This is a genomic window from Amycolatopsis sp. NPDC049252, assembly GCF_043197175.1.
Taxonomy (GTDB): Bacteria; Actinomycetota; Actinomycetes; order Mycobacteriales; family Pseudonocardiaceae; genus Amycolatopsis.
The window spans coordinates 1-14,663 of record NZ_JBICSQ010000135.1 but is presented as its reverse complement, the minus strand read 5'-3'; the positions used below and the strand labels follow the sequence as shown (position 1 = coordinate 14,663).

Here is a 14,663-nt window from a genome sequence, read left to right as displayed (position 1 = left end):
GGGTTCTTCGGGTATTCGCTGCCCGACGATCTGCTTTCCGGTACCGGTATCCGCGCGACGCTGTCGGGGATCGTGCTGTCGGTGCCGGTGATCGGGACGTGGATCCACTGGGCGTTGTTCGGTGGGGAGTTCCCGGGTGATCAGATCATCCCGCGGCTGTACACGCTGCACATCCTGCTGCTGCCGGGCATCATGCTCGCGCTGGTCGGGGCGCACCTGGCGCTGGTGTGGTACCAGAAGCACACCCAGTTCCCGGGGGTGCGCCGCAAGGAGACCAACGTCGTCGGTGTCCGGATCATGCCGTACTTCGCCCTCAAGGGCGGCGCGTTCTTCACGCTGGTCATCGGCGTGCTGGCGCTGATGTCGGGGCTGTTCCAGATCAACCCGGTGTGGAACTTCGGCCCGTACAACCCGGCGCAGGTGTCGGCCGGTTCGCAGCCGGACTGGTACATGGCCTGGGCCGACGGCATGCTCCGGATCTGGCCCGCGTGGGAGGTCTACCTCGGGAACTACACGATCCCGGCGGTGTTCTTCCCCGGCGCGATCGGCATGCCGGTCCTGATCGGCCTGTTCATCAGCTACCCGTTCATCGAGCGGAAGCTGTCCAAGGACACCGCGTACCACAACCTGCTCCAGCGGCCCCGGGACGTCCCGGTCCGCACGGCGCTGGGCGCGATGGCGCTGGGCTTCTTCATGGTGATCGAGCTGTCGGGCTTCAACGACATCATCGCCGACCAGTTCGACATCTCGCTGAACGCGACGACGTGGGCCGGCCGCATCGGCGTCCTGCTCGTGCCGCCGGTCGCCTACTACCTGACCTACCGGCTCTGCCTGGGCCTGCAGCGGGCCGACCGCGAGGTGCTGGAGCACGGCGTCGAGACGGGCATCATCAAGCGCCTGCCGCACGGTGAGTTCATCGAGATCCACCAGCCACTCGGCGGCGTCGACAGCCACGGCCACGCGGTCCCGCTCGAATACCAGGGCGCTTCGGTGCCGAAGAAGATGAACAAGCTGGGGTCGGCGGGCCACGCCGTCCCGGGCACGTTCTGGTCGCCGGACCCGGCCGAGGAGACCGCCGCGCTGGAGCGGGCCCACGGCAACGGGCACTCCAACGGCAATGGCAACGGTCACGCGAACGGCAACGGTCAGCACGGCGAGATCGAGAGCGTCGAGGTCGCCAAGGGCGGCTCGGAGCGCTAGCCGATAACCGACGCTGAAGGCCACCTCCCCGGTCGGGAGGTGGCCTTCAGTGCGTTTCGCTTCGTAGTCTCGTGACGGTCTTCCCGGCGCGGGAGACACGGGTCTCGGGCTTCTTGGCCTCGGCGACCCACTTCGTGTATTCGCGCTGGTGGGAGGGCGGCAACGCGTCGAACAGCGCGGCCGCGTCCGGGGCCGCCGCGAGCGCGTCGGCCAGCTCCGGCGGCACCTCGGGCCGGCCCGAGGTCACTCCTCGGCGCCGATCGAGAAGGCCGACTCGGTGTCGGCGCGGGAGTACGAGCGGAACGCGATGTGCGTGACGGTGTCCAGCACACCCGGCACCTTCCCGATCCGCCCGGGGATCAGGTCGGCCAGGTCCTCGTGCGCGGAAACCTGCACGGTGGCGATGAGGTCGACGTCCCCGGCGCACGAGTAGACCTCACCGACGCCTTCGAGGTCGGCGATCGCCTGCGCGGCGTCCGGGATCGCGTCCGCCTCTACCTGGATCAACACGATCGCGGTGATCACCTGGGTCCTCCAAGACTCGTCTGCGGGTGTCGCCCGCGATCCTAGTGAGCCCGCTGGCGGGCGGCCGGTCTGACTCGGCGCGGGGTGGGTGCCGTGCGCCGGTTGGCCGGCTGCAAGGTTCTCGCTCCGGCGGGTGAGCGCCGAGCGCGATACGGCGGCCGCCGGTCAAGCCGGCCCGCCGGGGTGCTCGGCCTGCCCTGACCCGACCCGATGCCCGGTGGGTTCTGAGTCCTGGTATTCCGGCTGCGGGGTCGCCGCCGCAGTCGGCGGCGGGAGGGTCGCACCGAGCGCGATGTGGCCGGTCAAGCGGTTCGCCGGGTGCCCGCCGACGATCCCGGCCCTCAGCCGACGTGTTCCAGCGAATGCGCCTCCGTCACCAGGTCCAGCCAGCCCCGCCACCCGGCGACCGTCGCCGGTTCGGACCAGGGGCGGGTCGTTCTGACCAGGCGGACTCCCGGGCGGGCCAGCCACCTCAGCAGGACACCCACCTCCTCCGGGGGCGCGCCGTGCAGGGGGCCCGGGTCCGGCATGACCGTCTCCGCCGACGCCACCAGGGCCTCCACCACCGGCATCGGCGGCACCCCGCGGCGCGCGACGCCCGCCGAGGCCAGCCTGCCGTAGCGGATCACCGACAGCTCCCAGCCGCCCGCGCCGTCCGGGGCCGCCGCGATCAGCTCGCCGATCGAGGCCAGCGCCGCCTGGCGGTGGGCCCGGCCCAGCACCCTGATCAGGCCGGCCAGCTCGTCGCGGTGGCGGGCCGCCTGCTCGTAGTGCTGGGCCTCCGCCAGCCGCTCCAGGTGGGCCGCCGCAGCGCGCAGCGGGGCGCCGTCGAGGCCCGCGATGAGCCCCGACACCGACTCGACCGCCGGGCCGTACGCCTCGACGCTCTGCCGGCCCGCGCACGGTGCCCCGCAGCGGCCCAGCTCGGCCAGGACGCACGGGGTGCCGCTGGGCGACTTCGGCGAGATCCGCTGGGTGCACGTCCGCAGGCCCGAGGCCCCGGCCAGGGTGTCCGCCGTCGTGCGGGCGTCGGCCTGGTTGCGGAACGGCCCCAGCACGCCGGGGCGGGGCAGCCGCACCACCGACAGCCGGGGGAACGCCTCGTCGGTGAGGCCCACCCACCAGCCCTGGTGCCGGTTCTTCGAGCGGCGGTTGTAGGCCGGCCGGTGGGCGCCGATCAGCCGCAGCTCCCGCACCTCGGCCTCCAGCGAGTGCGCGCAGACGACGTGGTCGACGCGCTCGGCCAGCGCGACCATCTCCCGGATCCGGCTGCGCCCCTCCGAGCCGGTGAAGTACGTGCGCACCCGCCGGCGCAGGTCCTTCGCCGTGCCGACGTACAGGACCTCGTCCTTCGGCCCCTTGAACAGGTAGACGCCCGGTGCGGCCGGCAGGTCCGCGGCCAGGTGCCGCTTCGCGCGCTGGGCCACCGTGACCTCGGGCAGGTAGCCCATCAGCTCTTCGAGCGAGTGGACGCCCAGGTTGCCGACGCGCTCCAGCAGCCCGTGCAGGACGTCGACGGTGGCGCGCGCGTCGTCCAGCGCCCGGTGCGACGGCCGGGTCCGGGCCCCGAACAGCAATGACAGGGCCAGCAGGTTGTAGCGGCCCACCTCGTCGCGCGGGATCACCCGCCGGGCCAGCCGGACCGTGCACACCACGGTCGCCTTCGGCCAGACGTACCCGTGCCCCTCGCAGGCCGCGCGCATGTGCGAGGTGTCGAACCCCGAGTTGTGCGCCACCAGCACCGCCCCGCGGATGAACTCGAGGAACGCCGGCAGCACCTCCTCGATCGGCGGCGCGTCGTAGACCATGGCCTGCGTGATGCCCGTGAGCGAGACGATCTGCGGCGGGATCACCTTCCCGGGGTTCACCAGCGTCGCGAACTCGCCCAGCACCTGGCCGCCGCTCACCTTCACCGCGCCGATCTCGGTGATCTCGCTCGGCCCGGGCCCGGCCCCGGTCGTCTCGAGGTCGAACACCACGAAAGTCGTGTCCCGCAACGGAGTTCCGAGCTCGTCGAACGCGAGCTGTGCCTGGACCGAACGCATGGCCGGGACCCTAGAGGCCACCCCCGACAATTTTCGGCGACCGGCTGGTCGCGCAGGGTCGGCATGGCGTGCGACGCGGGATCCGGGGCCGGGGCCTACCCTGGACCAATGCACCCGCAGCCGCTCGTGCCGGAGCCGCCCGGGGACCACACCGGTCCCTCGGGTGTCGCGCCGAGCCCGGAGCAGGCGGGCGACACCGGCGAGCGGCCCGAACCCGCTTCCTGGCCCGCCCTGCCGGAGGCGGTCCGCGACCGGATCGCCGAGCTGGCCGCGGCGGCCGTCGCCAAGCTGCCGAACACCGACGTGCCCCGCCAGCTGCGGCCCGTCGCCAAGTTCGCGCCGGCCAAGCGCGCCAAGCTGGGCGGGGCGGCCCTGCTGGCCGCGCTGGGCGAGTCGTCCCAGTTCCGCACGGCCGTCATCGAGTGGCTGCGTGAGCACCGCACCGACGCCCTCGACCCCAACGCCGCGGAGTCGGTCGCGGCGGCGGCGGCCGCCGTGCTGCTCGGCGAGTCCGGCGCCGCCGGGCGCGTCCGGCTGGTCGCGAAGAACGCCGAGGAGAACTCGCTGCGCGCGGAACGGGACGCGGCGCTCGCCCGCAGCCAGCGGCTCGAAGCCGAGCTGATCCAGGTCCGCGCCGAGCTCGCCGAGGCGAAGGCGTCCGCCGCGAGCGTCCGCGGTGAGCGTGAAGGCGAAGTCGAGAAGCTCCTGAAACGGCTGCGCGAGCAGGGTGTGCAGCTCCGCCAGGCCAAGGACGCGGCCGAAGTGGCGTCCGCGGAGGCCGAACGCGGGTCCTCGGCGCGCGCCGAGGAGATCGCCGCCCTCAACGTCCAGCTCGCGCGCGAACGCCAGCGCGTCGCGAACGAGCACAAGCGCGCCGAACGCGCGGTCGCCGACGCCGAGATCGCCCGCCAGTCGGCCCGCGAGGCCCGGGAAGCCGACGAGGTGCGCCTGGCCCTGCTCGTCGACACCATCGACGGCGCGGTCACCGGCCTGCGCCGCGAACTGGCCCTCGGCGCCCGCGGCGCCCGGCCGGCCGACATGGTCCGCGGCGCCAGCTCGGGACTCGGCCAGGGCGGCAAGATCGCCGACGTGTCCACCTTGGACCGCTACCTCGCGCTGCCCAACGTGCACCTGATCGTCGACGGTTACAACGTCACCAAGACCGGTTACCCCGAGCTCGCGCTGGCCGACCAGCGCGACCGCCTGATCCACCAGCTCTCCGCACTGGCCGCGCGGACGTCGGCCGAGGTCACGGTGGTCTTCGACGGCGCCGGCGTGCTGTCGGTCCCGGCGTCGGTGCCGCGCGGGGTCCGGGTGCTGTTCTCCGACCGCGGGGTGCTGGCCGACGACGTGATCCGCAACCTGGTCGCGGCCGAGCCCGCGGGCCGCCCGATGGTGGTCGCGACGTCCGACCGCGCGGTGGCGGACTCGGTCCGCGGCGGCGGCGCGCACCCGACGCCGTCCGCGGTGCTCGTGTCGCGTCTCAGCCGCGTCTGAGGTCTCCGCGTCCCCCGGACCCCGATCGGGTGAATCGGAGCCGCTGGGGGCGATCTGGGCGCCGGAAACTGTCGGTGGTGCCGCCTAACGTGCGGGGCAGCAGTTCCGACGTGAGGAGGACCACATGACCGGCACCCCCGAGTTGTCCGAAGTGGACGTCTCGCACATTTCCGTGTCCGACATCGAGAACGTCGTGGTGGATTGCGACCGTTGCGCCGTGCGCGGCATCTCCTGCCACGACTGCGTGGTGACCGTCCTGCTCGGCGCGCCGCCCGCCGTCGTGTGGGACGCCGACGAGCGCCGCGCCGTGGACGCGCTGGCCGAGGCGGGGATGGTGCCCCGGCTCCGTCTGGTGGAGGGACCGGCTTTGCGCACCGCCTGACACGGCCGTTTCGTGTCGGCGCGCCGAGTGGTCGATCGGATCAGGTGAACGGTCGGTAGTCGAAAAGGCGAAGGGAATATCCCCAGCGTGTAACGCCCATCACATGTTTTCTCCCCTGCTGGTCCGATGGTGTTTAACGGCGTTACGCAGAGTTTTTGCGCCGGGGGTGGTGGACGTGGTGGCGGTCTTTTCGTAACCTGTCCGAGATCTCGTGGCCCCTGGCCGTCGATGAGGCGGCGACGCGAGATTGCCGCCGGACGCAGCTTTGTCGGGAAGCTGGGAGCCGGAACCACCATCGCGCGCTTCACCTGTTGCGGGAGAACCTGTTGCGGGAGAACGCGGGCGATCGGCGGGACGAGCGGCGAAGAGGAACCCCCGACCTCTTCGTGCCCCGGTCCCCTCGGCGGCCGAGACGCAAAGGAGACCCGCGCGACCGTGCAGTCGCATCCAGTCAGGCGCGTGGTGTCAGGTGCCCTCGCCGCGGCTTCGGTGATCACCCTCGTCACCCTGGCCCAGCCGTCGGCCACCGCCGCCCCCATCCCCGTTCTCCAAGCCCCGCCCACCGGTTCGGACGCGCTCGCGCAGTACCGCGATCTCGCGGCCCAGGCCGAGAAACTCAACGAGGACCTGCTCAAGGCCCAGGACGACCTGAAGGCCAAGCAAGGTGAGCTCGACAAGGCCACCAACGACGTCAACGCGGCCAAGGACCAGGCCGCGGTGGCGAGCGCGAACCAGAAGAAGTACCAGACCGAGGTCGACAAGTTCGCCGGCGCGTCGTTCACCAGCGGCGTCCAGCTGAACAAGCTGTCGGCGCTGCTGGCCGGAACGTCCACGCAGGACTTCCTGGACCGCTCCTCGGCGCTCGAGGTCATCGCGACCGAGAAGAACGGCGCGATGGGCAACCTCACCGGCGCCGTCCAGCAGGCCACGGACGCCACGAACAAGGCGTCCGACGCGGCCAAGCGGGCGACCGACGCCCGTGACGCGGCGGCGAAGCTGACCTCGGACATCCAGGCCAAGCAGAAGACGCTGAACGACCAGATCGACCAGCTCAAGGCGGCCAACAAGAGCCTGAGCGCGCTCGACAAGGCCGCGCAGCGCGACACGGGCTCCGCGCCTCCGGGGCTCAAGGCCCCGACCGCGGACGCCCAGACCGCGCTGGACGCCGCCCTGAGCAAGCTGGGCAGCGCCTACGTCTGGGGTGCCACCGGGCCGAGCACGTTCGACTGCTCGGGCCTGATGCTCTGGGCGTACAAGCAGGCCGGCATCACCCTGCCCCGGTCCAGCCGGGAGCAGTCCACCTTCGGCGCCGCGGTACCGCGGGACCAGCTGCAGCCGGGCGACCTCGTGTTCTACTACTCGCCCGTTTCGCACGTCGGCATGTACGTCGGCAACGGCAAGATGGTGCACGCGCCCGACACCGGTGACGTCGTCAAGATTTCGCCGCTGCAGAGCCAGTACGCGGGAGCGCGACGCCCGACGTCGTGAATTCGCAGCACTGAGACAACGTGAGGGGCGGTACCGCACACGCGGTGCCGCCCCTTCGCCGTGTCATCCGAGGCTCCGCCTCGGGCCGGGGGCTTCGCCACCCGGAACCCCCGAACGAAGAGAGGTGGCGGCCGCTAGCCTCTGGGGCGTGCTCAAGACCCTGCTCGTGACCAACGACTTCCCGCCCCGGCCCGGGGGGATCCAGAACTACCTGAACTCCCTCGCCACCCGGCTGCCGGCGGACGACCTGGTCGTCTACGCGCCGTCGTGGGAGTCGCGGACGGGGTCGCACGAGGAGTTCGACGCCGAGGCGCCGTTCGAGGTCGTCCGGCACCCGACGTCACTGATGCTGCCGACGCCGGACGTGCTCCGCCGGGCGAAGCAGATCATGCGCGCGCGGGAGTGCGAAGCCGTCTGGTTCGGTGCCGCCGCGCCGCTGGCGCTGCTGGGGCACCCGCTGCGGCAGGCCGGGGCCCGTCGCGTCGTGGCGTCCACGCACGGCCACGAGGTCGGCTGGTCCATGCTGCCGGGCTCGCGCCAGGCGCTGCGGCGCATCGGCGACACCGTGGACGTCGTCACCTACGTCAGCCGCTACACCCGCGGCCGGTTCGCCGCCGCGTTCGGCGCGATGGCCGGGCTGGAACTGCTGCCGTCCGGTGTGGACACCGAGCTGTTCCGGCCGGACCCGGGCGCGCGTGCGGAGATCCGGGCGCGGCACGGCCTCGGCGACCGGCCGACGGTGGTGTGCGTGTCGCGGCTGGTCCCGCGCAAGGGCCAGGACCAGCTGATCCGCGCGATGCCGAAGCTGAAGGAACGGGTGCCCGGCGCGGCGCTGCTGATCGTCGGCGGCGGCCCGTACCGCAAGCGGCTGACCGAGCTGGTCACCGAGTACGGCGTCGAGCGCGACGTCGTCATCACCGGGTCGGTCCCGTGGGCCGAGCTGCCCGCGCACTACACGGCCGGTGACGTCTTCGCGATGCCGGCCCGCACCCGCGGCAAGGGCCTCGACGTCGAAGGCCTCGGCATCGTCTACCTGGAGGCTTCGGCGACCGGCCTGCCGGTGGTCGCGGGCAACTCCGGCGGCGCGCCCGAAGCCGTGCTGGACGAGGTGACCGGGCACGTCGTCGACGGCCGGGACGTCGGCCAGCTCGGCGAGACCGTCGCCAGCCTGCTCGCGGACCCGGTGCGGGCCCGCCGGATGGGCGAGGCGGGGCGCGCGTGGGTGACGGAGAACTGGCGCTGGGACGTCATGGCGGACCGGCTGTCCGGTTTGCTGGACGGCGACCCGGTGGCCGCCGTCCGCTGAGCGTCAGGGCGTGTAGAGCGCCGGGTGCCGCGGGTCGTCGACGCGCACCACGACGTCGGCCAGCGCGCTCGGGCCGGCTTCCTCCTCGTAGCGTTCGTAGGCCGGGAGCGCCCAGGCGTCCGGCACCCGGCGGCGCAGCGCGGCGGGGGAGAGCCACAGGTGCACGGCCAGGTCGAACGCCAGGCCGGCACCGAGCAGCAGCTCGCCGTCGAGGATGACGACACCGCCTTCGGGCACCGGCACGCGGGCGGCGCGGGTCGCGCGGTCGCGTTCGGCGTCCCACAGCGAGGGCAGGATCTCGCCGGAACCGCCGCCGGCCAGGGGATCGAGCACCTCGCGGCGCAGCGCGCCGAGGTCGAGCCAGTCGGTGTAGCGGGCGTCGGGGTTCGTGCGGCCGTGTTCGAAGCGCAGCGACGCCGGGCGCAGGAAGTCGCGCGCGGAGACGCGCAGGGCCGCGCGGCCGCGCAGGCGCAGCGGCTCGACCAGGGCGTCCGCGAGTTCTGTGGTCTCCGTCGCACCGGCCGCGCCGTCGATCGCCACCGCGATCCGGGGGCGCTCGGTGAGGGCGCCGATGCGGTCGGTCAGCTCTTCGGCCAGAACGGCGGGGGAGATCGGGCGGTAGCGCACGAGAAGAGATCCTCCACCCGGACCGGGGACGGTTTTCGTCGTCCCCCGATGGGATGATGCCGGTATGACTTCTTCAGTGGGGAAGACAGCCGAAGTCGGTTGGAACATAGGGGTTTCCCGCACCCTGCCGCATCCGGGCGCGGAGGTGTGGGACTTCCTGGTCAGCCGGGAGGGCGTCGCCATCTGGCTGGGCCCCGGCGTCGAGCTGCCGCGGGAAGCGGGCGCGGAGTACGAAACCGAAAACGGCACCGTCGGCGAGATCCGCAGTTTCGTGGCGGGCGACCGCGTCCGGCTCACCTGGCGGCCGCAGGACTGGGACCACGACTCCACGGTCCAGGTGCGCCTCAGCGGCTCGGGCGCCAAGACCACGCTGCGGTTCCACCAGGAATGGCTTTCGGACGCGGAAGAGCGCGAGGAACAGCGGGCATACTGGCAGGACGTGACCGATCGCGTGGTGGCGGCACTCGCCGAGCGCTGACGCGGCCGACTTCCAGGGGGAAAGCATGACGACGGTGGAAGTGGCTGAGGACTTCGCGCAGGACGCGCACCTGTTCGCCGAGTTGCTGCGCGGGGGCGGGCCGGTGCGCCGGGCCCGGATGCCGCGTGGCCTGGGCTGTTACATCGTGACGGACTTCGCGCAGGCCCGGGCGCTGCTGGCCGATTCCCGGCTGCGGAAGGACAGCCTGCAGGCGCACGCGCTGTTCGAGTCCAAGCTGCCGTCGGGGGCGACCACCCAAGGTGGCTTCGAGGACTCGCTGGGCCGCCACATGCTCAACATGGACCCGCCGGACCACTCGCGGCTGCGCAAGCTGGTCAACAAGGCCTTCACCGGCCGGACCGTGGCGCGGCTGCGGCCGCGGATCGAAAAGATCACCGCCGAGCTGCTCGACGCGCTGGCCGGGCGGGAGCGGGCCGATCTGCTGCCGTCCTTCGCCGCGCCGCTGCCGATCACGGTGATCTGCGAGCTGCTCGGCGTCGCGGCCGAGGACCGCACGGAGTTCGCGGACTGGTCGAAGACGCTGCTGAGCTCGTCGGAGCCGGAGGACGCGCAGGCCGCGGCCCAGAACATGTTCGGCTACCTCACCGGCCTGATCGCGCAGAAGCGCGCCGAGCCGGCCGAGGACCTGCTGTCGGACCTGGTGCACGCGAGCGACGACGGCGATTCGCTGTCCGAGCCCGAGCTGGTGTCGATGGCCTTCCTGCTGCTGGTCGCCGGGCACGAGACCACGGTCAACCTGATCGCCAACAGTGTGCTGGCGCTGCTTCGCGAGCCGGAGCAGCTCGCCCTGCTGCGTGACGACCCGGCGCTGCTGCCGAACGCCGTGGAGGAGTTCCTCCGCTTCGACGGCCCGATCCACCTGGCCACCCTGCGGTTCACCGTGGAGCCGGTCGAGGCGGGCGGGGTGACGATCCCGGAGGGCGAGTTCGTGCTGATCTCGCTGCTGGGCGCCAACCGCGACGAGGCGCGCTACGCCGAGCCGGACAAGCTCGACATCACGCGCGCGGCGGGCGGCCACCTGGCGTTCGGGCACGGCATCCACTACTGCGTCGGCGCGCCGCTGGCCCGGCTGGAGGCCGAGATCGCCCTGGGGGGCCTGATCGCGCGGTTCCCGGACCTCGCGCTGGACGCAAAGCCGGACGAGCTGGCCTACCGGCCCAGCTCGCTGATCCACGGCCTGGAGTCCCTGCCGGTCCGGCTGCGCTGATTTAATCGGCGGATGGACTCCGCCGACCTCCTCGCCTTGGACGCCCAGCACGTGTGGCACCCGTATGCGCCGATGCCGGCGAAGGTGGCTTCGCTGCTGGTGTCCGAGGCGAGCGGGGTGCGGCTGAAGCTCGCCGACGGCCGGGAGCTGGTCGACGGGATGTCGTCGTGGTGGTCGGCGATCCACGGCTACCGGCACCCGGTGCTCGACGCCGCGCTCGCCGATCAGGCCGGGCGGATGAGCCACGTGATGTTCGGCGGCCTGACGCACGAGCCCGCGATCACCCTGGCGAAGACGCTGGTCGACCTGACCCCGGACGGGCTCGAGCACGTCTTCCTCTGCGACTCCGGCTCGGTGTCGGTCGAGGTCGCGGCGAAGATGTGCCTGCAGTACCAGCGTTCCCGCGGGCTGCCGGAGAAGCGGCGGCTGCTCACCTGGCGCGGCGGCTACCACGGTGACACGTTCACGCCGATGAGCGTCTGCGACCCCGACGGCGGCATGCACGCGCTGTGGCGCGGGGTCCTGCCGGAGCAGGTTTTCGTGCCCGCGCCGCCGTCCGGCTTCGACACCCCACCCGATCAGTCCTATGTGGACATGCTCGCCGAGGAGATCGCCCGGCACGCCGGGGAACTGGCCGCGGTCATCGTCGAGCCGGTGGTGCAGGGGGCCGGTGGGATGCGCTTCCACCACCCCGCCTACCTGCGCGCGCTGCGGGAGCTGACCGAGGCGCACGGCGTGCTGCTGATCTTCGACGAGATCGCCACCGGGTTCGGCCGCACCGGCGCGCTGTTCGCGGCCGAGCACGCGGGCGTGACGCCGGACGTGCTGTGCCTCGGCAAGGCGCTGACCGGCGGTTACCTGAGCATGGCCGCGGCGCTGTGCACGCCCGAGGTCGCCGACGGCATCTCGCGCGGCGCGCTGCCGGTGCTCGCGCACGGCCCGACGTTCATGGGCAACCCGCTCGCCTCGGCGGTCGCGAACGCCTCCCTCGGGCTGCTGGCGGACGGGGCCTGGAAGCGGGACGTCACGCGCGTCGAGAAGGGCCTGCTGGACGGCCTCGCCCCGGCGCGCGACCTGCCGTCGGTGGTCGACGTGCGCGTGCTCGGCGGGATCGGCGTGCTGCAGCTCGACCACCCGGTGGACATGGCCGTGGCGACGGACGTCGTGACCGCGCAGGGCGCGTGGCTGCGGCCGTTCCGCGACCTGGTCTACGCGATGCCGCCGTACGTCACGGACGACGCGGACCTCGCGGTGATCACCGGGGCGATGCTGGCGGTGGCGGAGAAGGCGTGATCACCCGCGGGAGACTCCAGGGCCTCGTAAACACTGGATTTCAGCCCATCGGGTGTGACCGCGGGCACAGCGAGACCCGAAGGTCCCTCATCGTCGCTCTGCGTGCAAACCCATGATCCACACCACGCGAACGGCGGAGTCGGCGAGTGTGAAAGGCCGGCTTCCCGGAGCTGATCCCGTACCTTTGTAAACGCGAGAAATGCTTGCATAGCGGACTTTTCGCGCGGTTTCGGCGATCCTGCCCCCATGATCGAGATCGTTCGTGGAGAGCACGACACCGGACCCCCGTCCCGCACGCCGTTCCTGGAAAACCTGAAGCACGACCTACCCGCCTCGATAGTCGTTTTCCTCGTCGCCGTACCGCTTTCCCTCGGCATCGCGCTCGCCGCCGGGGCCCCCGTGCTCGCGGGACTCGTCTCCGCCGTCGTCGGCGGCCTGGTCGCGAGCGTCTTCGGTGGATCGCCGCTGCAGGTCAGCGGCCCGTCCGCCGCCCTCACCGTGGTGCTGGCCGACACGATCGCCACCCACGGCTGGCCCGTCACCTGCGCGATCACCGTCGCCGCGGGCCTGCTCCAGATCCTCTTCGGCCTCACCCGCACCGCCCGCGCCGCGCTCGCGGTGTCGCCGGCCATCGTGCACGGCCTGCTGGCCGGCATCGGCGTCACCATCGTCCTGGGCCAGCTGCACGTGGTCCTGGGCGGCACCGCGCAGGGCTCCGCGCTCGCCAACGTCGTCGCGCTGCCGGCCCGGATCGCCGCACACCACGACCAGGCCGTGCTGATCGGGGTCGTCACCCTCGCCGTGCTGGTGGCCTGGCCGCGGCTGCCACGCCCGGTCCGCCGCTTGCCCGCGCCGCTGGCCGCCATCGCGCTGGCCACCGGCCTGTCCGTCGCGACCGGCATGGTCCTGCCGCGCGTCGACCTGCCCGCCGGGCTGCCGTCGCTGCACGTCGTGCCGCGGCTGCCCGACGGCGGCTGGGGCGGGTTCGCCCTCGCCGCCGTCACCATCGCGCTGATCGCCGGCCTCGAGAGCCTGCTGTCCGCGGTGTCGGTCGACAAGCGCCGCGGCGGCCCGCGCACCGACCTCGACCGCGAACTGGTCGGGCAGGGCATGGCGAACGTCGCCGCCGGCGCGCTCGGCGGGTTCCCGGTCACCGGCGTCGTCGTGCGCAGCATGACCAACTACGAAGCCGGCGCGCGGACGCGGATGTCGGCGATGCTGCACTGCCTCTGGATCCTCGCCGCGTGCCTGCTGCTCACCGGGACGCTGCGGCTGATCCCGCTGGCCGCGCTCGCCGCGCTGCTGGTCTACGTCGGGACGAAGCTGGTCAACCCGGCCGCGCTCAAGGACGTCTACCGCCACGGCGACCTCCCGGTGTACGTCGTCACCCTGGCCGGCGCGGTCGCGGTCAACCTCCTCACCGGCGTCGCGGCCGGGATACTGCTCGCGCTCGCGCTGATGCTGCGGCGGATGATCTTCTCCGGGATCCACGTCGAACGGCAGGGTGACCGCCACCGCGTCGTCATCGAAGGCGCGCTGACGTTCCTGTCCGTGCCCCGGCTGACCCGGGTGCTCGCCGAGGTGCCCGCGCACGCCGAGGTCACCCTGGAACTGCTCGTCGACTACCTCGACCACGCCGCGTTCGACTGCCTGCGCGGCTGGCAGCAGGCGCACGCCGGGCCGGTGACGGTCGACGAGATCGGCCACCCGTGGTTCGAACGCGGCCGCGCGGGGACGCCGACCGTGCGCCGGGGCCTCGCCGCGCGGGTGGTGCCGCGCTGGCTGGCGCCGTGGTCGGAGTGGCAGGCCGAGCACGTCGCGCTGCCCGCGCAGCGCACCGCGAGCTCCCTGCTGTGCCGTGGCGCGTCGGAGTTCCAGCGCCGCACCGCGCCGCTGCTGCGCGACACCTGGACCGGCCTCGCCGACGGCCAGGAGCCGCACACCCTGTTCATCACCTGCGGTGACGCCCGGATCGTGCCGAACCTCATCACGACCAGCGGGCCGGGCGACCTGTTCACGGTCCGCAACATCGGCAACCTCGTCCCGCCGGCCGACGGCGGCGCCGACTCGTCGGTCGGCGCGGCGATCGAGTACGCCGTCGGGGTGCTCGGGGTCGCGGAGATCGTGGTCTGCGGGCACTCCGGCTGCGGGGCGATGAAGGCGCTGCTCGGCCAGGCGCCCCCGGGCCTGGACCGGCTCGGCGCCTGGTTGCGCCACGGCGAGCCCACGCTGCGGCGCCGCGTCCGGGAAGCGCCGCTGCTGCTCGGCGGCCGCCGTCCCGCCGCCGAGGCCGACCAGCTGGCGCTGCAGAACGTCGTGCAGCAGCTGGAAACCCTGCGCGGCTACCCGGTGGTGGCCGCGGCCCTGGACCGCGGCGGGCTCCGGCTGACGGGCATGTACTTCGACGTGGGAGCCGCCCAGGTGTCCCTCTTGGACGACGCGGCCCGGGGGTTCGTCCCGGCGGGCTCGCTCACGCCCTGACCTGAAGCGGCCCGATGTGGCGTTGGGGGGGGGCGACGCACCCAAACCCCCCACGGGGCGCGCGGGCCCCCCTGTGGTGCCCCGGGTTACCCGGCGGCCGCCCGGCCCGGGGC

At 72.7% G+C, this 14,663-nt stretch carries 13 protein-coding genes; 9 read left to right on the top strand and 4 right to left on the bottom strand.

The genetic code is table 11. The annotated features are described in order from the left end of the window. Nucleotides 1-1,200, top strand: a 1,200-nt coding sequence (locus tag ACGFMK_RS47040; RefSeq protein ID WP_392777962.1) for a cytochrome bc complex cytochrome b subunit, incomplete at its 5' end; no start/stop codon positions are given. 46 nt (nucleotides 1,201-1,246) lie between these two features. Here ACGFMK_RS47040 and ACGFMK_RS47035 read toward each other — a convergent pair. From ACGFMK_RS47035 to ACGFMK_RS47025, 3 genes are all read right to left on the bottom strand, one after another. Further along, on the bottom strand, nucleotides 1,247-1,447 hold the full coding sequence (locus tag ACGFMK_RS47035; RefSeq protein WP_392777959.1) for a YdeI/OmpD-associated family protein: 201 nt from the start codon (nucleotides 1,445-1,447) through the stop codon (nucleotides 1,247-1,249). Continuing rightward, complete coding sequence (locus tag ACGFMK_RS47030; RefSeq protein WP_392777957.1) at nucleotides 1,444-1,725, bottom strand: Lrp/AsnC family transcriptional regulator; 282 nt, start codon at nucleotides 1,723-1,725, stop codon at nucleotides 1,444-1,446. The genes ACGFMK_RS47035 and ACGFMK_RS47030 overlap by 4 nt, the downstream gene beginning before the upstream one ends. 341 nt (nucleotides 1,726-2,066) lie before the next feature. Continuing rightward, a complete protein-coding gene (locus ACGFMK_RS47025; RefSeq protein WP_392777954.1) occupies nucleotides 2,067-3,770 on the bottom strand; it encodes a DEDD exonuclease domain-containing protein in 1,704 nt (567 codons plus the stop codon). Between the two features lie 108 nt (nucleotides 3,771-3,878). Here ACGFMK_RS47025 and ACGFMK_RS47020 point away from each other — a divergent pair, with 108 nt between their 5' ends. From ACGFMK_RS47020 to ACGFMK_RS47005, 4 genes are all read left to right on the top strand, one after another. Further along, nucleotides 3,879-5,267, top strand: a complete 1,389-nt coding sequence (locus tag ACGFMK_RS47020; protein WP_392777951.1) for an NYN domain-containing protein — start codon at nucleotides 3,879-3,881, stop codon at nucleotides 5,265-5,267. Nucleotides 5,268-5,391: 124 nt separating this feature from the next. Continuing rightward, entirely contained in the window at nucleotides 5,392-5,649 is a 258-nt protein-coding gene (locus tag ACGFMK_RS47015) for a hypothetical protein (RefSeq protein WP_392777948.1), read from the top strand. Nucleotides 5,650-6,084: 435 nt separating this feature from the next. Then, entirely contained in the window at nucleotides 6,085-7,137 is a 1,053-nt protein-coding gene (locus ACGFMK_RS47010; protein ID WP_392777945.1) for an NlpC/P60 family protein, read from the top strand. Between the two features lie 148 nt (nucleotides 7,138-7,285). Continuing rightward, nucleotides 7,286-8,443 (top strand): glycosyltransferase family 4 protein, encoded by a 1,158-nt coding sequence (locus ACGFMK_RS47005; protein ID WP_392777942.1) that lies wholly within the window; start codon nucleotides 7,286-7,288, stop codon nucleotides 8,441-8,443. Between the two features lie 3 nt (nucleotides 8,444-8,446). Here the strand turns inward: ACGFMK_RS47005 and ACGFMK_RS47000 are convergent, their stop codons facing one another. Next, entirely contained in the window at nucleotides 8,447-9,070 is a 624-nt protein-coding gene (locus tag ACGFMK_RS47000; RefSeq protein WP_392777939.1) for a uridine kinase, read from the bottom strand. A gap of 64 nt (nucleotides 9,071-9,134) precedes the next feature. On the opposite strand from ACGFMK_RS47000, the gene ACGFMK_RS46995 reads away from it, so the two are divergent. The 4 genes from ACGFMK_RS46995 to ACGFMK_RS46980 all read left to right on the top strand — a co-directional run bounded on the left by ACGFMK_RS46995 (nucleotide 9,135) and on the right by ACGFMK_RS46980 (nucleotide 14,550). Next, complete coding sequence (locus ACGFMK_RS46995) at nucleotides 9,135-9,548, top strand: SRPBCC domain-containing protein (protein WP_392777936.1); 414 nt, start codon at nucleotides 9,135-9,137, stop codon at nucleotides 9,546-9,548. A gap of 25 nt (nucleotides 9,549-9,573) precedes the next feature. Further along, the gene (locus tag ACGFMK_RS46990; RefSeq protein WP_392777933.1) at nucleotides 9,574-10,776 is read left to right on the top strand and encodes a cytochrome P450; all 1,203 of its coding nucleotides are present in this window, start codon (nucleotides 9,574-9,576) and stop codon (nucleotides 10,774-10,776) included. Between the two features lie 12 nt (nucleotides 10,777-10,788). Then, entirely contained in the window at nucleotides 10,789-12,069 is a 1,281-nt protein-coding gene (locus ACGFMK_RS46985; protein WP_392777930.1) for an adenosylmethionine--8-amino-7-oxononanoate transaminase, read from the top strand. A gap of 246 nt (nucleotides 12,070-12,315) precedes the next feature. Next, nucleotides 12,316-14,550, top strand: coding sequence for a bifunctional SulP family inorganic anion transporter/carbonic anhydrase (locus ACGFMK_RS46980; RefSeq protein WP_392777927.1), 2,235 nt, complete (start codon nucleotides 12,316-12,318; stop codon nucleotides 14,548-14,550). Nucleotides 14,551-14,663: the final 113 nt, after the last annotated feature.

Coding starts and splice junctions, on each gene's coding strand:
- ACGFMK_RS46990 (WP_392777933.1), top strand. CDS start 9,574: ATGACGACGGTGGAAGTGGCTGAGGACTTCGCGCAGGACGCGCACCTG.
- ACGFMK_RS46995 (WP_392777936.1), top strand. CDS start 9,135: ATGACTTCTTCAGTGGGGAAGACAGCCGAAGTCGGTTGGAACATAGGG.
- ACGFMK_RS47015 (WP_392777948.1), top strand. CDS start 5,392: ATGACCGGCACCCCCGAGTTGTCCGAAGTGGACGTCTCGCACATTTCC.
- ACGFMK_RS47020 (WP_392777951.1), top strand. CDS start 3,879: ATGCACCCGCAGCCGCTCGTGCCGGAGCCGCCCGGGGACCACACCGGT.
- ACGFMK_RS46980 (WP_392777927.1), top strand. CDS start 12,316: ATGATCGAGATCGTTCGTGGAGAGCACGACACCGGACCCCCGTCCCGC.
- ACGFMK_RS47025 (WP_392777954.1), bottom strand. CDS start 3,770: ATGCGTTCGGTCCAGGCACAGCTCGCGTTCGACGAGCTCGGAACTCCG.
- ACGFMK_RS46985 (WP_392777930.1), top strand. CDS start 10,789: ATGGACTCCGCCGACCTCCTCGCCTTGGACGCCCAGCACGTGTGGCAC.